General features: G+C 44.8%; 19 protein-coding genes. 12 read left to right on the plus strand and 7 right to left on the minus strand.

Features of this window, described 5'->3' with window-relative positions:
• Nucleotides 1-40: 40 nt before the first annotated feature.
• From Pcarn_RS14885 to Pcarn_RS14895, 3 genes are read right to left on the minus strand one after another with little or no spacing between them, the layout of a single operon-like run.
• Nucleotides 41-880 (minus strand): sugar ABC transporter permease, encoded by an 840-nt coding sequence (locus Pcarn_RS14885; RefSeq protein WP_261836707.1) that lies wholly within the window; start codon nt 878-880, stop codon nt 41-43.
• Nucleotides 881-882: 2 nt separating this feature from the next.
• Nucleotides 883-2,169, minus strand: coding sequence for a carbohydrate ABC transporter permease (locus tag Pcarn_RS14890; RefSeq protein WP_261836708.1), 1,287 nt, complete (start codon nt 2,167-2,169; stop codon nt 883-885).
• Between the two features lie 18 nt (nt 2,170-2,187).
• A complete protein-coding gene (locus Pcarn_RS14895) occupies nt 2,188-3,414 on the minus strand; it encodes a sugar ABC transporter substrate-binding protein (protein ID WP_261836709.1) in 1,227 nt (408 codons plus the stop codon).
• A gap of 407 nt (nt 3,415-3,821) precedes the next feature.
• On the opposite strand from Pcarn_RS14895, the gene Pcarn_RS14900 reads away from it, so the two are divergent.
• The 12 genes from Pcarn_RS14900 to Pcarn_RS14955 all read left to right on the plus strand — a co-directional run bounded on the left by Pcarn_RS14900 (nt 3,822) and on the right by Pcarn_RS14955 (nt 15,366).
• Complete coding sequence (locus Pcarn_RS14900) at nt 3,822-4,841, plus strand: hypothetical protein (RefSeq protein ID WP_261836710.1); 1,020 nt, start codon at nt 3,822-3,824, stop codon at nt 4,839-4,841.
• A gap of 15 nt (nt 4,842-4,856) precedes the next feature.
• Complete coding sequence (gene lpxD, locus Pcarn_RS14905; RefSeq protein WP_261836711.1) at nt 4,857-5,876, plus strand: UDP-3-O-(3-hydroxymyristoyl)glucosamine N-acyltransferase; 1,020 nt, start codon at nt 4,857-4,859, stop codon at nt 5,874-5,876.
• A 21-nt stretch (nt 5,877-5,897) separates the two neighbouring features.
• Nucleotides 5,898-7,019, plus strand: coding sequence for an ABC transporter ATP-binding protein (locus tag Pcarn_RS14910; protein WP_261836712.1), 1,122 nt, complete (start codon nt 5,898-5,900; stop codon nt 7,017-7,019).
• Between the two features lie 234 nt (nt 7,020-7,253).
• Nucleotides 7,254-8,288 (plus strand): DUF1254 domain-containing protein, encoded by a 1,035-nt coding sequence (locus tag Pcarn_RS14915; RefSeq protein ID WP_261836713.1) that lies wholly within the window; start codon nt 7,254-7,256, stop codon nt 8,286-8,288.
• A gap of 229 nt (nt 8,289-8,517) precedes the next feature.
• Nucleotides 8,518-9,885, plus strand: a complete 1,368-nt coding sequence (locus Pcarn_RS14920; RefSeq protein WP_261836714.1) for a sulfatase family protein — start codon at nt 8,518-8,520, stop codon at nt 9,883-9,885.
• Between the two features lie 55 nt (nt 9,886-9,940).
• Nucleotides 9,941-11,092, plus strand: a complete 1,152-nt coding sequence (locus tag Pcarn_RS14925; protein ID WP_261836715.1) for an anaerobic sulfatase maturase — start codon at nt 9,941-9,943, stop codon at nt 11,090-11,092.
• 976 nt (nt 11,093-12,068) lie between these two features.
• Nucleotides 12,069-12,512: a hypothetical protein gene (locus Pcarn_RS14930; RefSeq protein WP_261836716.1), complete on the plus strand. Its 444-nt coding sequence runs from the start codon at nt 12,069-12,071 to the stop codon at nt 12,510-12,512.
• Between the two features lie 10 nt (nt 12,513-12,522).
• Nucleotides 12,523-12,894 (plus strand): hypothetical protein, encoded by a 372-nt coding sequence (locus Pcarn_RS14935; protein ID WP_261836717.1) that lies wholly within the window; start codon nt 12,523-12,525, stop codon nt 12,892-12,894.
• 62 nt (nt 12,895-12,956) lie between these two features.
• A complete protein-coding gene (locus Pcarn_RS14940) occupies nt 12,957-13,388 on the plus strand; it encodes a hypothetical protein (protein ID WP_261836718.1) in 432 nt (143 codons plus the stop codon).
• Between the two features lie 70 nt (nt 13,389-13,458).
• Complete coding sequence (locus tag Pcarn_RS14945; protein ID WP_261836719.1) at nt 13,459-14,373, plus strand: hypothetical protein; 915 nt, start codon at nt 13,459-13,461, stop codon at nt 14,371-14,373.
• Nucleotides 14,374-14,447: 74 nt separating this feature from the next.
• A complete protein-coding gene (locus tag Pcarn_RS14950; protein ID WP_261836720.1) occupies nt 14,448-14,900 on the plus strand; it encodes a hypothetical protein in 453 nt (150 codons plus the stop codon).
• A gap of 10 nt (nt 14,901-14,910) precedes the next feature.
• Nucleotides 14,911-15,366 carry a hypothetical protein gene (locus Pcarn_RS14955; protein WP_261836721.1) on the plus strand — a complete coding sequence of 152 codons (456 nt, stop codon included), beginning with the start codon at nt 14,911-14,913 and terminating at the stop codon, nt 15,364-15,366.
• 129 nt (nt 15,367-15,495) lie between these two features.
• On the opposite strand, the gene Pcarn_RS14960 is transcribed toward Pcarn_RS14955, so the two are convergent.
• From Pcarn_RS14960 to atpG, 4 genes are all read right to left on the minus strand, one after another.
• Nucleotides 15,496-15,900: a hypothetical protein gene (locus Pcarn_RS14960; protein WP_261836722.1), complete on the minus strand. Its 405-nt coding sequence runs from the start codon at nt 15,898-15,900 to the stop codon at nt 15,496-15,498.
• A 573-nt stretch (nt 15,901-16,473) separates the two neighbouring features.
• Nucleotides 16,474-16,920 (minus strand): F0F1 ATP synthase subunit epsilon, encoded by a 447-nt coding sequence (locus Pcarn_RS14965; RefSeq protein WP_261836723.1) that lies wholly within the window; start codon nt 16,918-16,920, stop codon nt 16,474-16,476.
• 14 nt (nt 16,921-16,934) lie between these two features.
• The gene (gene atpD, locus Pcarn_RS14970) at nt 16,935-18,320 is read right to left on the minus strand and encodes a F0F1 ATP synthase subunit beta (protein ID WP_261836724.1); all 1,386 of its coding nucleotides are present in this window, start codon (nt 18,318-18,320) and stop codon (nt 16,935-16,937) included.
• Between the two features lie 30 nt (nt 18,321-18,350).
• Complete coding sequence (gene atpG, locus Pcarn_RS14975; RefSeq protein ID WP_261836725.1) at nt 18,351-19,211, minus strand: F0F1 ATP synthase subunit gamma; 861 nt, start codon at nt 19,209-19,211, stop codon at nt 18,351-18,353.
• Nucleotides 19,212-19,250 lie beyond the last annotated feature (39 nt).

Here is a 19,250-nt window from a genome sequence, read left to right on the forward strand (position 1 = left end):
CGGCGGGAATAGGGCCAACAGACCCTATCTGCCATTTCATTTATTCTTTTACTGCGCCACTGACGAGGCCTTTTGCAATATGTTTTTGGGTTGCAACAAACAGCAAGGTAATAGGTACCGCGACTAAAAGTGCGCCTGCGGTAAATAGAGTGAAGTTCTCCGCGGAATTTGAGCGAATCCAGCTAAAGATACCGATAGCTAGGGTCATCTTCTCTTCACTACGCAATATCAGCGTTGGCAATATGAAGTCCATCCAAGGTGCGGTGAATGACATCAATGCCACAAACACCAAGATAGGTTTTGCCAATGGAAGTATGATCTCAAAGAAGATGGTCAGGTGACCCGCGCCGTCAATCTTAGCCGCCTCATCCAACGAGGTTGGGATAGCATCAAAGTAGCCCTTAACCAACCAAGATAGGAATGGCAGACTGCCGGTCACGTACACCAGTAGCAGGCCCCAGTAGCTATCAATAAGGTTCAGCTTAGAGAGCAGAACATAGATAGCCGTCATGGATAGAAACGCAGGGAACATCTGCAGTACTAGGATGCTTAGCATTACATTACGCTTTCCGCGAAAACGGTAGCGAGAGAATGTATACGCCGTGATGGTCACCAAAACTAGCGAGATAAGCATGTTTGCCACCGCTAGATAAAACGTATTCTTATACCACTGAATATAAGGTGTATCGTTCAGCAGGGTACGGTAGTGGTCCAGAGTAAAGTCAAAACCGGTAAAGGTTGAGCTAAACAGGTTGGTACCTGGCTTAAACGAAGCCAGAACCGTCCAGATTACCGGAGCCAACACCGCAATCGCATTCAAAGACAAAAAGATATAGACGAATACGGTACTAATTTTTAGAGGTTTCTTAGTCGTCGACATAATTACATACCTACATCTTCTTTGAATGACTTCATTCTTCTAAATTGCCAAATCGCAATCGTAGAAAGGAACAAGAAAATAACTATCGAGACAACCGCTGCAATATGGTACTGCTGGAAGTCTAGGGTCAGTTTATAGATCCAAGTGATCAAGATATCTGTGTGACCCGCGAAGCGATAATCTGGATTGATCGGACCGCCTTCTGTCAGCAGATAGATGGCACCGAAGTTATTAAAGTTGTGTGCGAAGGTCATCACCAGAGATGGAGCTAGCTGGTTTAGAACCATAGGCAGGGTAATTTCTTTAAACTGCTGGAACTTACTCGCGCCATCTACTTCAGCTGCCTCATATAGGTCTGCTGGAATGTTTGTCAGAGCGCTCGAGATCATCAGCATGAAATAAGGAGCACTTGCCCACACGCTTACCAGAATCACCGTCACCTTGGCCGTAAATGGGTCAGATAAGAATGCAATCGACTCCAGTCCTAGGCCATTTAGCATATTGTTTACCGGGCCCACCCCGTTAAGCAGCAGTCGGAACACCAACAGGGTTACGAACGCTGGAATCGCGTATGGCAGGATGAAGATAAGACGCCAAGCTTTCTTGAACTTGATATCTTTGTTCTCAACCGCAAGGGCTAGGATGAAACCAAAACCAAAGGTAAATACCGTCGCACACACCGCCCAGATAACTGTCCAAGTCGCAACGCCAAAGAAGGTGCCAGACCAGATTTTCAGTTCAAACAGAGCGACAAAGTTCTTAAAGCCAACCCAATCCACTAGGCTTCTCGGCGGAATATGATTCGGCGCTGAGTAGTTAGTAAAGGCCACCATTACCGTGATAGCGATTGGCAATATGATGAACAGCAATGCGGCAGCGGCCGCTGGTGTTAGCATCAAGAAGGCAAAGTTCTTCTCGTACATGCGAACCCATTGCTGTTTCAGGGTTAGCTGGCGCTGGTCATCCAGAGTCTTAGCATCATTGACGTTTGCTCGGTAAACCAAGGCAAACAGTGCGACGATCAAGATGGCTACCACACCTTCTACCAACATAAAGATCGAGTTATCACCTTGGATAATGTCGAAGCCCTTACGCGTCTGGGCAACCTCGCCCAAGGTAATCAATCCTTTAATGGCAGTGAACAGGTCTATCGCAAAGTAAATAAAGACAATCTGGATAAATAGAAAGGCAAAACCCTTCAGGTAAGCACCGCTTCTTAATTGACTCCCCCCCATAATGAGCAGGGAGAGAGGCGCGCTAGGCGCCTCGTTCTTAGCAGTTAATTGCATAGGGAATAATCCAAATAATTACTGTTGCATTGAGATTTGCTGCTCAACGATAGTTTGCGCCTTAGTCAGCACACCCTCTACGTCTTTACCGTTGTTCCATACCTCAGTAACAGCCGCAGCCATTGGTTGCCAGATATAGCCCATCTCAGGGATAGACGGCATTGCGTCAGCATGGAAGCCTTGGTTGATCACAGCCTGAGTCAGTGGCGTTGCACTCGACTCAATTTCTTTCATTACCGTTGCTACTGGTGGAATCGCACCCGTCATCTCATAGCGTTTTTCCGCCATCGCTTCTGACGATAGGAAGTCGGCAAATAGCTGAGAAGCGCGTGGGTATTCGGTAAAGGCAGACACTACCGCTAGGCGAACCGTTGAGAAGGTACGTGGGTGGTGACCATCAAGAGTAGGGATAGAGGTAACACCTAGATTGATGCCAGACTTCTTCAAACCTGCTTCTGCCCAAGGGCCATCAATAAGCGCAGCGACTTTACCTTCTTGGAACAGACCACGACGCACTTGCGGGTCAGTAAGGTCAGCGGAATTAGCGCTGTTCGCTTCTTTCAGCTTAAGCATCGCGGTTAGGCCCTGAACAGCACCTTCATTGGCAATACCTAGGTCTTGCGGGTTAGAGCCCTCATTACCAAACTCATAGCCACCGTTCATCGCGAAGAACATACGAGATTCGTAGTAGTTCTGTACGTTCCACAATAGTGCATATTTCTTCTGGCGAGAGTTATTAAAGGTCTTTGAGAACTCGATAATTTCTTCAAAGGTCTTTGGCTCTTCATTCAGCAGGTCTTTGTTGTAGTACATGGCCAGAGTTGCAAATGAGACTGGGAAGCCATAACCAACGTTGTTTGCTTTAGATGCCGCAACCGCACCTGGAATCATTTCCTTTTCAATGCGATCTGTACTTACTAGGTTTTCCATTACGCCACCAGCAACAACTAGACGGCCTAAGGTATCGTGTTCGATCTCTACTACATCACCTACTTGAGTAGTGCCACCATCTTGGATAAGACGGGTTGCAGTATCTACTGGAGATAGAGAGCGGAACGTAAATTCTACGTTGTAACCATTTTGCTTATTAAATTCTTCAGCCGCGTACTTCATAAACTTGGTGCTAGCGCCGTGGTCAGCCCACACCATTAGTTTTGCATCAGCCTCTGGAACAATTTCTTGAGCCATTGCCGAACCACAAATGCAGCTTGTCGCAAGCACGGCAGATAAGATGGCTTTCTTCATTTTATGTTTTCCTTATTCGAACTTTGCAATTTAGTAGTACACCCTGTACTCCCAATTAAACTACCGGCTCAGTTATAGGTCAATGAAACTCTGCACCTATTAAAACAAAATTGTGATTTTCATCATCAATTGCAGGCAATCACTTATTTAGAAACCTGATGAATATAAATAAACTGTGCACGAGAAATATTTGACCGCGTAGCACAAGAAAAACCAAATAAAAGGCGAATTTCATTATTATCAAGCCCAAAAACGAGATCTCACGCATATATTCTGCTGACCGATCATGATGACTATCACATTATTCCGTTTATCGAAGTGACGAATAAATCTACATCGAGAATTATAGTAGTACACCCTGTACCACCAAACCCTAATGTGAAACAGACCAAAACGGAACTCAAAGAATGAACAAGTCAATCTTGTCTGTACTGATTGCCAACGCAATCTATGCGCCCTATGCACTGGCTGACATCTACTCTACAGATGCTCAGTCAGCAGAGCAGGACTACTTCTCGGCGCTTATTGACGGTACAGGGGGACATGTAGGTGCCTTCTTCGAAAAAGAAGACAAAAAGGTGTACAACGAGGACGGTAGCTTAAACGGTACCAACGAATATATTGAGAACAGCCTGATCACTGGCTTCCTTTATCAAAAGGATCTGCCATTTTCTCTTAACTACTCTTTTAAGCAGATCCAAAACACTTGGCGTAATGCTGAAGGCACCTTTACCCAAAAAGACGATGGTTTTCAGTTATCTACCAACCTTGCCTACCGTCACGGCTTTGGCAACGGCCTAAGCACTGGTCTAGGTTGGAAAACCGAGATTGAGCGCAGTACGCGTTACCAAAGCAACCTAAAGGGTGACCTCGATAAAGACCAACACCAGTTTTATACCTTTCTAGGTTACTGGAACAATGACTGGCGCGGCGGTTTCTACTCAGAGCTGAGCTACGGTCTACAAGACGACACTAACGAGCTGGATTCTGGTGACTGGGGTCGCAAAGATACAACCTATTACAAGGTTATGCTGAAGCCATATAAAAACTTCGGTAACTTCTTTGTCGGCGTTGAGTTGTACTACGAAGATAAAGACACCGAGAGCAAGCGCAGCGGTCAGCACCTAGAGAACTTCAAGGAGTTCTATGTTGAGCCAGAAATCGCGTATCAGTTCGACTTCGGTGGACGCCTGTTCGTGAAACAGCGCTACACAGAGAAGACCACCACTCAAGCAAATGGCAACGAATACTTCGGCACAGTTAACAAGACCACTATCGGTTATCAACACAACATCAAAGATTGGATGGTTGGCGCCGAGGTTGAACTGTTCAACGAAGACAAAGAACAAGATGTGGGCGCCGGCAAGGTTGGCTCAGGTAACGAAGAGTACAACAAGCTGAAATTAATGGCTCAGTACCGCTTCTAATAAGGAAAAATAGTAATGATCAAGGTCACTGATATAGCAGAACTGATAAACGGTCGCGTAAAGGGAAATAGCGAGCTCAATATAGATACATTAGTTGAACTTACTCACCCTGAGCGTGGCGGATTAGCCATAGTTCGCCAGCCCAGTGACCTAAAAAAGGTTAAACAGAGTTTGGCGGATGCCATCATAGGTCCAGAGTCCATCTGTGAAGACACAGATGCGACCGTGATAGTGATCGATAAGTTGAATGCAGACGCCATCAACTCTCTTTTAACCTGGTATAAGGTCAACAAATACCGTCTCGATGACCAAGGCAACACCTCTACCCTCCCCGATGTTTATATCGGCAAGCACACCACTATCGGTGAGAACTGCCACTTTAAACCTGGAGTGAAGATCATGAACGGCGTGACTATCGGCAATAACGTCGCTATTCACGCTAACACAGTGATCAAAGAGGGTACGGTGATCGGCGATAACGTCACCATAGACTCTAACTGCTCTATCGGTAACTTCAGCTTTGAATACCTCACCGATGAGAAGGGTGAGTATGTCAGACTAGAGAGCGTTGGGCGCGTGGTGATTGAAGATGGCGTCGAGATCGGTTGTAACAACGCCATAGATAGAGGCACCTTAGGTGACACGGTTATAGGGGCGGGCACTAAGCTAGACAACCTTATCCAAATTGGTCACGACGTGAAGATTGGACGCCACTGTCTATTGGTTTCGCAGGTGGGCATTGCAGGCTGGACCACCATAGAAGACAGAGTTTTGATCCATGGCCAGGTAGGCATCACAGGTGGCATCACCATAGGTCAAAACACCCGAATCAAGGCACAGGCCGGGGTAACCCGCTCATGCCCAGCAAACAGTCATCTCTCTGGTTACCCAGCACGAGAGACAAAAGAATATCTTAAGACGCTAGCGGTACTTAATGGTCTGGTTAAGAAACGCAAAAACAAGCCAGCGTCTGAACCATCAGCCCAAACCCAGAGCGAAAAGCCGGGTTGGCTAAACAAGATTTTTAAACATTAATTTCAGGTTGCGGAGCAAATCATGGCAACGGTAAGCCTACGTAAAGTAGAAAAAGAATACGAAAACGGTTTTAAAGCAGTACATGGCATCGACCTTGATATCCAAGAAGGCGAGTTCATGGTATTTGTTGGTCCATCGGGTTGTGCAAAGTCGACTACACTTCGCATGGTAGCTGGCCTTGAAGAGATCTCAGGCGGCGAAATCCGTATCGGCGAAAAGGTAGTAAACGATCTAGCACCTAAAGATCGCGGCATCGCGATGGTGTTCCAGAACTACGCTCTTTATCCTCACAAAACCGTATATGACAACATGGCCTTTGGCCTAAAGATGCAGGGCAAAAGCAAAGAAGAGATCGAAGAGCGTGTAACCGAGGCGGCAGAAAAGCTAGAGATCACTGACCTGCTCTCTCGTAAACCGAAAGAGATGTCTGGCGGTCAGCGTCAGCGTGTAGCGGTAGGCCGAGCCATCGTACGTAAACCAGACGTATTCTTGTTTGACGAACCGTTATCAAACCTAGATGCCAAGCTGCGTGTTTCAATGCGCGTTAAGATCGCTCAGTTGCACCAATCTCTAAAAGAGGAAGGCAACCCAGCGACCATGATCTACGTAACCCACGATCAAACTGAGGCGCTAACTCTAGGCGATCGCATCTGCGTACTGAACAAAGGTGAGATCATGCAGGTGGATACGCCAGCCAACCTATATAACTACCCAGCGAACAAGTTCGTAGCAGGCTTTATCGGCTCACCAGCGATGAACCTAGTCGATACCGCGCTAAAAGAAGAAAACGGTAACTACTTTATCGAGTTGGCACCAGGCTCTCGCGTTGTGATCCCGACCCATAAAACCCACAAGTTCAGCCAGCATGTAAATACCAAGGTTTACTTTGGTATCCGCCCAGAGCACATCTCTATTGCAGAATCGGCGGATGAGCTAAACACCATCGAAGGCAAGTTGGCTGTGGTGGAAAACATGGGTAACGAGAAATATCTGCACTTCCGTGTGGGAGCCAACATCATTATCGCTCGTGTGTCTTGTGTAGATATCACCACTGCAGACATCGGCAAGAGCTTCTACTTCAACCTAGATACTAGCTTCTGCCATGTGTTCGACGGTGAACACGAAGAGAACATTTCCCTTTAATTTGTGACGCTTTACCCCCTATTTTTCGGAGAGCCTGAGTGCTCTCCTTTTTTATGGGTAATATCTAATGATAAATACCATGCATATCATTTATAAAATATTATGATTTCCATGCATTATATTAAATAGCTATGATTTCTGCATCAAACGAACACCGAGCCATCAAGGCTCAAGTTCAAAGTCTATTTCGATGTGCGTCTCGTACGTATATAAAAAGCTACTAAGGTGACGAAGATGAAGAAACTGCTAATTGCGACAATACTGACCTCAATGACGGCTTCAACTGCTTGGGCTGCTCAAGAGATTAACCGTGATAACTATATCGAGGCAGAAACCTCAAAATATTTTGCGGTAACCGAAGCAAAAGCAACCGACGGTGTTAACAGCTGGCGTCATTTCCGAACTCCACCTAAGACCGAGGTTCAGCCTATCGTTCGTATGAACCGCGATACCATCTACTCTACTGCGGTAATCGACACTGAAAAGGGCGCAACCATCACACTGCCTGATTTCGGCGACCGTTTTGTAATGGTGCAGTTCACCGATGAAAAGCATGTAACCCAAGACCTTATTTACACTAAGGGCAACGAGACCATTCAGGTTCCAGAAACCACTAAGTTCCAATTTGTAGTAGTGCGTGCTTACCTACCTGATTTGAACGACACGGCAGAGATCAAAGAGCTTAACAAGCTACAAGACCAACTAGTGATCACTGCTGCATCTAAAGATGACTACCCTATCTACGGTGGTTACGATCTTATGACTCTTGCTACCAAGTTAGAGCCTGTGAAGAAAGAAGTACTGCAAGAGATCGCAGCAGAGAATGTTCCTGATTCAGCTCAGATGTTTGGTCTAGGTGAATACACCACTCCAGAGAAGCGTATCCAAGGTGCGGCTTACGGTTGGGGTGGCGCGACCTACAAAGACAACGTATATCAGTACTCACCAAACTTTGCGTCTAACGAGTGTCATTCAACCACATTCGAAGACCCGAAAAACGAAGGCTTCTGGTCATTTACTGTGTATAACGAAGATGGCTTTATGTTTAACGACGACGCAAGCTCAAACAGCGGCGTGGCTAAACCAAATGCTGATGGCACCTACACCATCTACTTTGGGTGTGATGAAGAGAAATACGGAGCGAATAACATTCCTCTTGAAGGTCTGAAAGACGGTCAGGAATGGAACGTACTGGTACGCCAATACGCACCAACTGAAGAATTCCATTACAAAAATATCGACCCGAGTAAAACCATCAAGCAGCTTTAAGACTGGGGTATTTACCCTGACCAAACAGCCCACTTCTTAGTGGGCTGTTTTTGTTTTCGAGGTACTCTACTCACTACAAAACTTTAACCCGATCACGGAGATTTTGTAGTAGCCAATCTGCTTATGATCGTCGCCATAAAATCTATGTCGCATTTCACTACCTGAATTATGGTGACCATCTTTCTTTTGATTTACAGTAGTACACAAGATACTACTAACGAGAAAGACAATGCAAAACAAGCAACCTAACGTGATTTTTATTGTTGCTGACCAATGGTCCACAGCAATGGCAGATGGCTCTGGTAAGAACGATTTTGTGCAGACCCCTGGCCTAGATACCCTAGCCGAAGAAGGCAAACGTTTTGAGCAAAGCTACAGCTCATACCCACTTTGCTGCCCAGCGCGTGCCAGTATGTTCACCGGCCTAATGCCTCACAACCACGGCCTTATCGATAACGAAGAGATCATCGAGCATCAAACTGGCGAATTCCCGACTCCAGACAACTTCCTAGCCGATGCCAAGACCATGGGCGAAGCCTTTAAAGAAGCAGGTTACGACACGGGTTTCTTCGGTAAAGAGCACGCGGCAGGTTACGGCTGGCGCGGTATCGATGAGCAAGGTAGCCTGAGCTACACAGGTGGTGGTTATCTAGCAGAAGGCTCTGTTTACGACACCATCTTTGCTAAAGACGCTATCGATTTCATCAAGAAAGATCGTGAGAATCCGTTCTATCTGACACTGTCATTCATCAACCCGCACGATATCTGTAAGACCCTAGGCGGCCCTGTTGGCGGTAAGAACATCTCAGATGCCATCTTCTTCTGCCGTAACGATGACGAGAAATTCCTGCGTAATGAAGAGCGTAAGGGCCTTCCTGAGAACTTCTCTGACAAGTACATTGAGGGCATGATCAAGCACGAAGACTACATGTACAAAGAGCTTGAAGACCTTGATGAAAACTACTGGAAGCAGTTTATCTCCACCTATGGCCTGTTGATTGAAAAGACTGACTGGCTAGTTGCTTTGGTACTGGATCAACTTAAAAAACAAGGCATCGACGATAACACTATCATCGTATTTACCTCAGACCACGGTGAAATGATGGGTAGCCATCGTCTGATCGCTAAGACGGTGTTCTACGAAGAGTCTGCCAAGACGCCGATGATTATCCGTTACCCTGAATCAATCAAGGGTGGCGAGGTAGATAACCGCAACATGGTTTCTACCGTAGACATCATGCCTACCCTACTCGACCTATGTAATATCGAGATCCCAGATGGCATCGATGGCAAGAGCTTCAAACAGAGCTGTGTTGAGAGCGATGCCTTCACCCATGAAGAGGTGTTCTGTGAAAACTACTTCTCTCGTATGTTCCGCTTTGAGAACTTCAAATATGTAGAGAGCTTGGTTTACGATAAGCACTACAAGATCCTTATCGACCTAGAGAAAGATTCAAAAGAGACCGAGAACCTGTTCAATACTCCTGGATACGAGGAAATCTCAGCCTTCGCCGAGAAGCGCATGCAAGAGTATATGCAGAAGAACAATCTCACCCTAGAGTTCAATGCAAAGAACCTAGTGAAAAAGAGCGCTTAAGCGTGATGACCGCCTCGGGAAACCGGGGCGGAAACATAAAAATAATGAGTTAAACATGCAGCAAAAACCCTTCCATATGATGGCTAAGCCCGTTAGCCACCTGTGTAATCTCAAATGCGACTATTGCTTCTATCTTGAAAAAGAGGCCTATTATCCCGATCAAGACAAGATGAGCATGGATGCCCTAGAGAACTATGTGAAGAACTACATCCAAGGGTCAAAACAAGCGCATGTGGACTTTGCTTGGCAAGGGGGAGAACCTACCTTAGCTGGACTCGATTTCTACAAAGCTGCAGTGAAATTCCAGCAGCAATACGCCAACGGCAAAACCATCACCAACAGCTTCCAAACCAACGGTATTGCTATCAATAAGCAATGGGCAAGCTTCTTTGCTGAGCATAATTTTCTGATAGGTATTTCGGTTGATGGTGATGCAACTATCCACGACAAGTACCGCATCTCTACCAATGGTAAGCCCACCTTTGAGCGTGTACGCCACGTTATCGGGCTACTAAAAGAGCACGGTGTTCAGTTCAATACCCTCACCGTGGTCAACGATGCAAACTGGAACAAGGGTAAACAGGTCTATCAGACCCTAAAAGAGCTTGGCTCCATGCATATGCAGTTTATTCCAGTGGTAGAGCAAGACCATGTGCACGATGAGCGTTTCGAGCCGGGAGCCACCGAAAAGGTAACCCCTTTCTCAGTACCTAAAGCGGGCTATGGGACCTTTATTGCCGATATCTTTGATGAGTGGGTAAGGCATGACCTAGGTCGAATCTATGTGCAGTCATTCGAGATGCTACTGGCGCAAAAGCTTGGCTATCCATCGGGCCTGTGTATCTTCAGTAAGACCTGCGGTGACAACCTCATAATAGAAGCAAACGAAGATGTCTATTCCTGCGATCACTTCGTCTATCCAGAAAACAAAATCGGCAATATCCAAGACACACCACTGGATGTCCTAGCCACCAGTGACAAGCAAGTCGCGTTTGGCAATCACAAATACGAGACTCTGACCGAGAAGTGTAAACAGTGCCCTTATCTAGAACGATGCTATGGCGGCTGTCCTAAACAACGCATTGTAAAGACTGATGATGAGTTCCTGCACAATTACTTGTGTGAGTCGTATCAGCATATATTCCGCCATACTGATCCAATTATGGATAATATGGCAAAACAGATAACAGCAAATAATCGAGCTTAGTACTCTAGGCTCGAGAAATATATTTCAAAGTCCACTTCACTGTTATTTCTGTTTCTAATTGCCTGCTGTTCCCAACGCACCTAGGTTGGGAACATTCCCCACAATACCTAGCTTCCAGCCCAATCTTACTTACGGATTTACGATACTTTGTGGCGTAAATCCTAGATCGGTTTACCAAATAAAATCCTATATAAATTAAAGACTTGCTCTAATAACTCACTATTGGTTTAATTGCCTAAAACGAGTTAAATAAATATAAAATCTGCCTAAAATCGCCAATAGCAACTAGACTTTTACCTAGATTAAATGCATAGTAGTACACGATGAACGACCACAGGAAACAGTGTAAAATTCATCATTAGCTTTTTCATGAGTTATATTTTTTATCTACGCCGATTTGGGTCTTGGATAAGGTAACCATCAGGCTTAACGAGCATGCAACTGACTCGCTTAAGTCGAGCTTTGGACTCCCCCATAAGCTCAACAGCCTTCTTTCAAACCCAAACAGGCAAAGACTATTAGCGATTTTAGGGGGCCACTGGCCTCCCTTTTTTTATAAATTGCTCAACCCTCACACAAAACTGTAGTTTCCGGTCACCAGTTTTAAGCGATCCTTAGTGTTTTCATCTCAATTGCTCAGTAAGCCCCCTAAACGAGATTTACTCTATATCAGTTTGATGTATCTCGTTTGAAAAGTGGCGGTTCAACACCATCACACAGAACTTATAGATACCTTATACGAATTTATTTTAATTCATAAGCCATTGATATAAATAAGTTTATTTGGATTATTATAAAATAATATATAAGAATAACCAAAAGACCTATTGACGGCAATTATTGTTCTGATAAGATGCACACCACTTAAGCATACACAGTACGCATACAAGCAAAACGTACGTGGCATCGCAAATGATTTGGTCGAGCATAAAACAGATAATTTTATGTTTAAGAGGTTTTTGAAAGGGGTATCTTGGTGAAGAAACTACTTCTATTAGCGATATTAATGTCGGGTCATGTAATGGCGCATTCACATGCTCCAACAGAATTTGGTGGCAATGCTACAGATGATGACTTTATCAATGAAGCTCTAACCATCAATGGTATCCAACAGGTTCCGATCACCATCACTAACCTAAACAAATACCCCCAACAATACGATGTGGTTGTTGAAAAAGTAAATATCGACAAAAAAACAGGTGAAGTAGAGGTTCTATCAACCAAAGTAGCCGGCCAAACATCGATTGTTTACCCAAATGATTTTCGTAAGTTACCAATTACCGTTCAACTGGATCAAGGCGATTGGAACAAGCCTGTAACTTACAAAGTTTGTTCGATTTCAGTAGCAAACGATGGAGATATGTTCAGATCAAAGATTTGTACATTGGCGAAGTTGTACTGGAAGAAAGATACATTTTAAGGTCATTTAAATGAAAAAATTAACTCTTGCAGTAGCGATTGCTCTCTTCGCAACTCCAGCCTTGAGCGATACAATCCGTACCTCAGATGGTATTTCGTGCTCATTCGACTCTGACGACTCTCCGTACGAAGTTCGTACCTATGCTGAGTCTGGTGCGAACGAGTACGACCAAAACGGATCAAATGATTATTACAATGGCTATGATGGCAACGATAACCGTGTAGGCATTGAATTCACCTGGAAATTCGGAGCTCCAAAACGCCTTGATTGCGACAAGTTATATGCATTGGAACTTCGCACTAAAGAAGCAAAAGTAAAAGAGCTTGAGAAGAAAGTGGAAATGCTTGAATCCGCAGCGTCGCTTTCAAACGTTCAATGGTAAGCCATATGAAGAAGTTAGTTTTATCCATCTCAATTCTGGCTTCATTTGGGGCAAATGCTTCAATGGACTTTAGTTCTAATGGTGTCTCATTCAGCACAAAAATTGAAGACTCATGCGGTATTCAAGTTCATGACGCAACCGGTGACATTATTTTTGAAAATGGCAGTCGTATTATTTACGACGACACTGCCAAGTTTGAAGTAATGGCAAATACGTCCTCTGAACGAGCAAATGTAAGATTTACTAATGTTGAAACGTCTCAAGCCATTGGCGATGACTATTTAATGTTGGTACGTGGAAACAATGGTGAACGAAAGCAGTTCAACCATACCTACGGCGGTGTCACTCTAGGCAACGGAGAGTACGAAGCCGTAGTAAAAGTAAACAAGTCGATTACGGATATGCCATCTGGTACGCACTACGTATCGGGCACTCTTGAAATCGAATGTGGCGATGTATCGATTGGTCAATTCCAATCATCTCGAATCAAATAACTTTTATTTAAATTAAATGCGTACTTAGTATTTTATGTGCGCTACATATCCCTAGATAGGAAGGTACAAAATGAAGAAGACTCTTCTAGCTTTGGCAATGGCTACTAACGCACTTACTTTTGGCGCTTCTGCATCAGAGCTCGTCCTTAAACCAGTTCTGAGTCCAGCAGACAAAGCAGCATATGAACAACTTGAGGAACTTTCTGGCAACACAGAATTAGTTCAAAACTTTCACGACATTATGGAAGGTCAAAACGAATTCAAGCAAGGCGAAAACGAAAGCGATGACGATTACGCAAATCGAAAAACCGATGCTATGTCTGATCTTATCAAGGGTGTACAAGAGAACGTTTCAGAAATGAACAATCGTGATAAAGCAGCTGCATTTGTTGCACTAAACAACATCTCTGTATTCAACGATAACCCACTGACACCAAAAGAAGAAGGATACGACTCAGTCCTTGACCAACTGATCAATTCGTTTCTTCTTGGTGGTGATGTAGCAAAGCAACGTTTTAATGAATGGAATAGCAAAACTGGTAAGGAAAAGAAAGAGTTCATTTCTCAGAAAGCTGGACGTGGCGTCCCAGTCCCTGAAGATGGTATTCCTGCTCCAATTAAAGGCGACACTCTGTTGTTCCAAGAAGACGTCCCTGTAGTATGTGGTGCAGAAATAACACAGAAGAACACTGGTTCTATTCACTTCCTTGGTGAGATTGACGTTAGTTCAGAAAGATCTGCACAAGTTATAACATACAGCAATGCGCCTACAGCAATGGTTGGCCTAATTGTTAACACTGAAAATACCACTCTGGACGAGAACAAAATCACTTACTCTGTTGATGGTAAAATAGTTAAACCTGCTATGGAAACTAAAGTAGGTGCTGATATCTACGATATTGGTGCCAACTACAACGGTACCTACGCAGAAGTTCCAGCAGGTATTGCGTCAATTTCTGCAACTATCGAATTCAACTGTCAGTAATCATTAAAATACTTTTCAGAGGCTATTTCATTAGCCTCTTTGCAACCTCCTGTTTTTCCACAAAGGCATTACCCATGAAAAAATCTCTAGCTGTAGTTGCTCTGATGGCATCTTCTTTGACACATGCTGAAAACGTTTCATTTTCAACAACAATTGACGACACTATTGGTTGTGGTGTTACTTTTCATAGCACGAATGGTGGTATCCGCCTTTATGATAGCCAGGATTGGGAATCAGTTTACGGTGATATTACTACAGGTCTAAATGACACCAACGTTCGTCTATATATCCACTCAACTGACACTGATTCAGCGACGATCGATCTTACTAAGGGACACTTTAGCGTTGGGGCTGGTGAAACATGGAAAGAGATTTCAATGACAACTTCACACGAAGTGGGCAACATGAAAAATGGTGATAGCTTTAGTATCGAGGCAACCCTTAATCAATCTCGTGCAGATTTGGGTGTAGGTACACACGAGATCACATCTACCGTTGAACTCCTTTGTGATACTTCTGGTAAATAAGGCTCTGAGAATGAAAAAGATTCTGAGTAGCTTAGCACTTACGTTAGCCTGTGCTTCGATTCAAGCATCTGAAAACGTGACATTTTCAGTAACATTGGAAGACGATGACCAACCATGTGGTGTTGAGTTCGGTGGTAACAATGCACGGATTCACCTAACTGACCAGTATGGCTCTTCGTTCTACGGTAGAGTTGTAACAGGGATTTCAGGCGGTCAAGTTGACTTCACAATAGCTAAAGCAACCAACTATCAAGGCAACATAGATCCCGCAGTCGCTTACTATGAGTCTTACGCACATGGTAGTTTCATTAGAGAACCAATTGACCAAAACTTTAAGGTTTTGGGCCTGGAAAATGAAGAAGAGTTTAGACTGTCGGTTTACGCAGGTATGTCGCGCGCTGAATTAGGTTCCGGCACACATTCTATCGAGACTACCGTCGAGTTTACTTGTAATACCACGCCTTAGCGAAGGCATAGCAAAACTAATCGAAATGAAACATAGGCCATCTCTCAGTAGATGGCTTTTTACTCAGGCCAAAAGAGTCTTCAGCAAATTAGCTTACGACTGATTTACCTGTATACCGCGGACTAATCTCTAATCACATGTCACATCAAAATAGATTTCGGCTATACCGTTGCCACCCGTTTGCTTTGATTGAATGAGGACTTCATTCTCCTTGTCTTCTTTCAGATCTAAATCAACACCCGCAGTCAACATTTCATCGAAACTTTTGTCTGGGCCTAAGTTAAAAGAAAACGTTAAATCACTATTTTCCAACTTAGTAGCAGACTGAATATCCATATGCTCAATGACAATTGAAGGCTTACTCCCCTCAATAAAAAATCTTACTGGATTCATCCCTTCACCAATTGAGCTTATATTGCCATCCTCTACATCAGTAATGATGCAACTTCCCTTTTTAACCTCAAAGTTTGGTGATACCAATATATCCGCAAACGTTGGCATCGAAATAAACATCATCAGCAAGGCCGTTCTCATCATTACCTCATTCAAAGCTAGCTAAGTACTTAGAGTTACTATCCTACAGTACAGTTTCAAACTCAACAAAACTGAGCGGTGAGTAAGTAATAATCTTCGCAAGATTTGGGTTTGAACTTGTTCAATAAATATAAAAATTTGCCAAATTTTGAAAGCGAGTTTCGACAGAATAATTTTCCGAGTGGTTTTAAAGAAAGATCAACAGACAAAAAAAGCCCTACAGAGAGGGTGAGTCACGTAGGGCAAAAGGATTCAGAACGAAAACGGTTCTGAGTTTCTCTGCTAAAAGAAATGGTTTAGAGCCTGAAAAGTCTTACGCTTGTCTGCTTTTCAAGTGGCTACCCAAACTTGGATAGCGAATCAATTCTGAGAGTAAATATGGTTTTGAATCCGAGGATCTGGACATACGGTTTTCCAAACCATGTTCACTCTAATTTTACTCTTCTTAATTGAAGCTACAGCGTCGTTAACTGCTCTCTTTCGCCCCATCACATAGTTTGTCTATGCTCAGGGGTCTCAATCGTTTGTTGTCTAGCTGTAGCTCCAATTACTTTGAGTATTTTTAAGCTCTCACTAGTGTCGTCGCGTAGATGAAGCGGTAAGCTCCACAGCTCGCAGTTGAGCAATCGCTTTGGCCAACTCTAGTTGTGCTTGAGCAAAGTTAGCGTCCCCTGCTCCTTTATTGATGTTTTCAAGCGCAGCACGCTTCGCTTCTTCGGCACGAGCTTTGTCGATATCTGTGCCGTGAAGCGCGGTATCAGCAAGAACCGTTACTGAGTCAGGTTGAACCTCCACCAGACCGCCTGATACATACAGCACTTGCTCGTCTGCTTTCAGATCGGTCACAAACACAGTTACACCCGGTTTGATCTTACTTAGTAGAGGTGAGTGACCTGGGCGGATGCCCAGCTCACCATCTGCGCCTGAAACCGCTAGAGCGTGTGCTGGCCCTGAAAACAGCGTACCTTCCGCACTTACGATGTTAAGTTGAAATGTATTCTCTGTAACTCCGATAGCCATAATGCACCCTACCCTTACATGGTTTTTGCTTTTTCAAGCACTTCGTCGATAGAACCGCAGTACAAGAATGCTTGCTCTGGGATATCGTCGTATTGACCTTCTAGCAGACCTTTAAAGCCTGTGATGGTGTCACGCAGTGATACGAATACACCTTTCTGACCAGTAAATACTTCCGCTACGTGGTAAGGCTGAGTTAGGAAACGTTCAATCTTACGAGCACGAGATACAGTTTGCTTATCTTCTTGAGATAGCTCATCCATACCTAGGATTGCGATGATGTCTTTAAGCTCTTTATAGCGTTGTAGCGTAGTTTGAACGCCTTGCGCTACGTCGTAGTGCTCTTGACCAACAACCTGAGGATCTAGCTGACGAGAAGTCGAATCTAGTGGGTCGATTGCAGGGTATAGACCTAGGGCTGCGATGTTACGAGACAGTACAACCGTTGCATCCAAGTGAGCGAAGGTGGTCGCTGGTGATGGGTCAGTCAAGTCATCCGCAGGTACGTATACCGCCTGGATAGAAGTGATTGAGCCAGTCTTAGTTGAGGTGATACGCTCTTGAAGAACACCCATCTCTTCTGCCAGTGTTGGCTGATAACCTACCGCTGATGGCATACGACCTAGTAGAGCCGAAACCTCAGTACCCGCAAGGGTGTAACGATAAATATTATCCACGAACAGCAGTACGTCACGGCCTTCATCACGGAAACGCTCAGCCATAGTTAGACCCGTTAGTGCTACACGTAGACGGTTACCCGGTGGCTCGTTCATCTGGCCGTAAACCATGGCAACTTTGTCTAGTACGCCCGCTTCTTTCATCTCGTAGTAGAAGTCGTTACCCTCACGAGTACGCTCACCTACACCGGTAAATACTGAAAGACCTGAGTGTGCTTTTGCGATGTTGTTGATAAGCTCCATCATGTTAACGGTCTTACCTACACCCGCACCGCCGAACAGACCGATTTTACCACCCTTAGCGAATGGACAGATAAGGTCGATAACCTTAACACCTGTCTCTAGTAGCTCAGTGCTGTTTGCTTGATCTTCATAAGAAGGCGCTTCACGGTGGATCTCGTAGTTCTCTTTCTGGCCGATTTCGCCGCACTCATCGATTGGCTCGCCAAGTACGTTCATGATACGACCAAGAGTTTCTTCACCTACAGGCACTGTGATTGGCGCGCCAGTGTTTTCCACTTGCAGGCCACGACGCAGACCGTCTGAAGAACCCATTGCGATACAACGAACGATACCGCCACCCATTTGTTGTTGAACTTCTAGTACTAGGCTACCTACGTTGTCACCTAGAACTTTCAGCGCGTCATATACGCGAGGACCATTGTTGTGGCTGAATTCAACGTCAACCACCGCACCGATCACTTTAACTATTTTTCCAAGACTCATGTCTATATCCTCAAATTCTTCTCGTAACCCTTAAACCGCTTGAGCGCCTGAAACGATTTCGCTCAGCTCTTGGGTAATGGCAGCCTGACGCGCTTTGTTGTACACCAACTGAAGGTTGTCGATCAGTTGGCCGGCGTTGTCGGTGGCCGCTTTCATGGCTACCATTCGGGCTGCTTGCTCACACGCGATGCTTTCTACAATGCCTTGATACACTTGAGATTCGATGTATCTGTGTAGCAGGTCTGAAAGGATGTCACGTGGTGCTTGCTCATAGATGTAGTCCCAACGCTTTTCTTCTTTCGGCGTGTCTACATCTGAAGGATGTGGCAGCAGTTGTGCTGTCGTTGGCTCTTGCACCATGGTGTTCACAAACTTGTTGTAAACCAAAAACAAACTGTCAATCTTGCCTTCATCGTAGTGACTAAGCATTGCGTTAACCGTACCCAGAATCTCTTCCAGTTTTGGTGCGTCACCTAAACCTGAGGTCTGTGCAACAACGTTACCCATGCGTTGGAAGAAGTTGATAGCTTTAGAACCGATAAGGGTTGTATCTACTTCCACGCCTTTTGCTTGCCACTCAGACATCTCTTCCAGCACTTTCTTGAACAGGTTGTTGTTCAAGCCGCCACACAGACCACGGTCTGAGGAGATAATGATGTAAGCAACACGCTTAGGTTCGCGTTGTTGAAGGTACGGGTGTTGGTACTCCAATGTACCCGAAGCGACATGAGCGATAACTTGGCGCATGCTCTCGGCGTATGGGCGTGTAAGCTCCATACGATCCTGAACCTTACGCATCTTACTTGCCGCAACCATTTCCATAGCACTGGTGATCTTTTGTGTGTTAGACACACTGCCGATCTTGGTGCGAATCTCTTTTGTATTAGCCATTATCTGCTCCTATTTGTTTTGGATTTCCAGTCAACAAAC

This window comes from Vibrio ishigakensis (genome assembly GCF_024347675.1).
GTDB classification, from domain to species: domain Bacteria; phylum Pseudomonadota; class Gammaproteobacteria; order Enterobacterales; family Vibrionaceae; genus Vibrio; species Vibrio ishigakensis.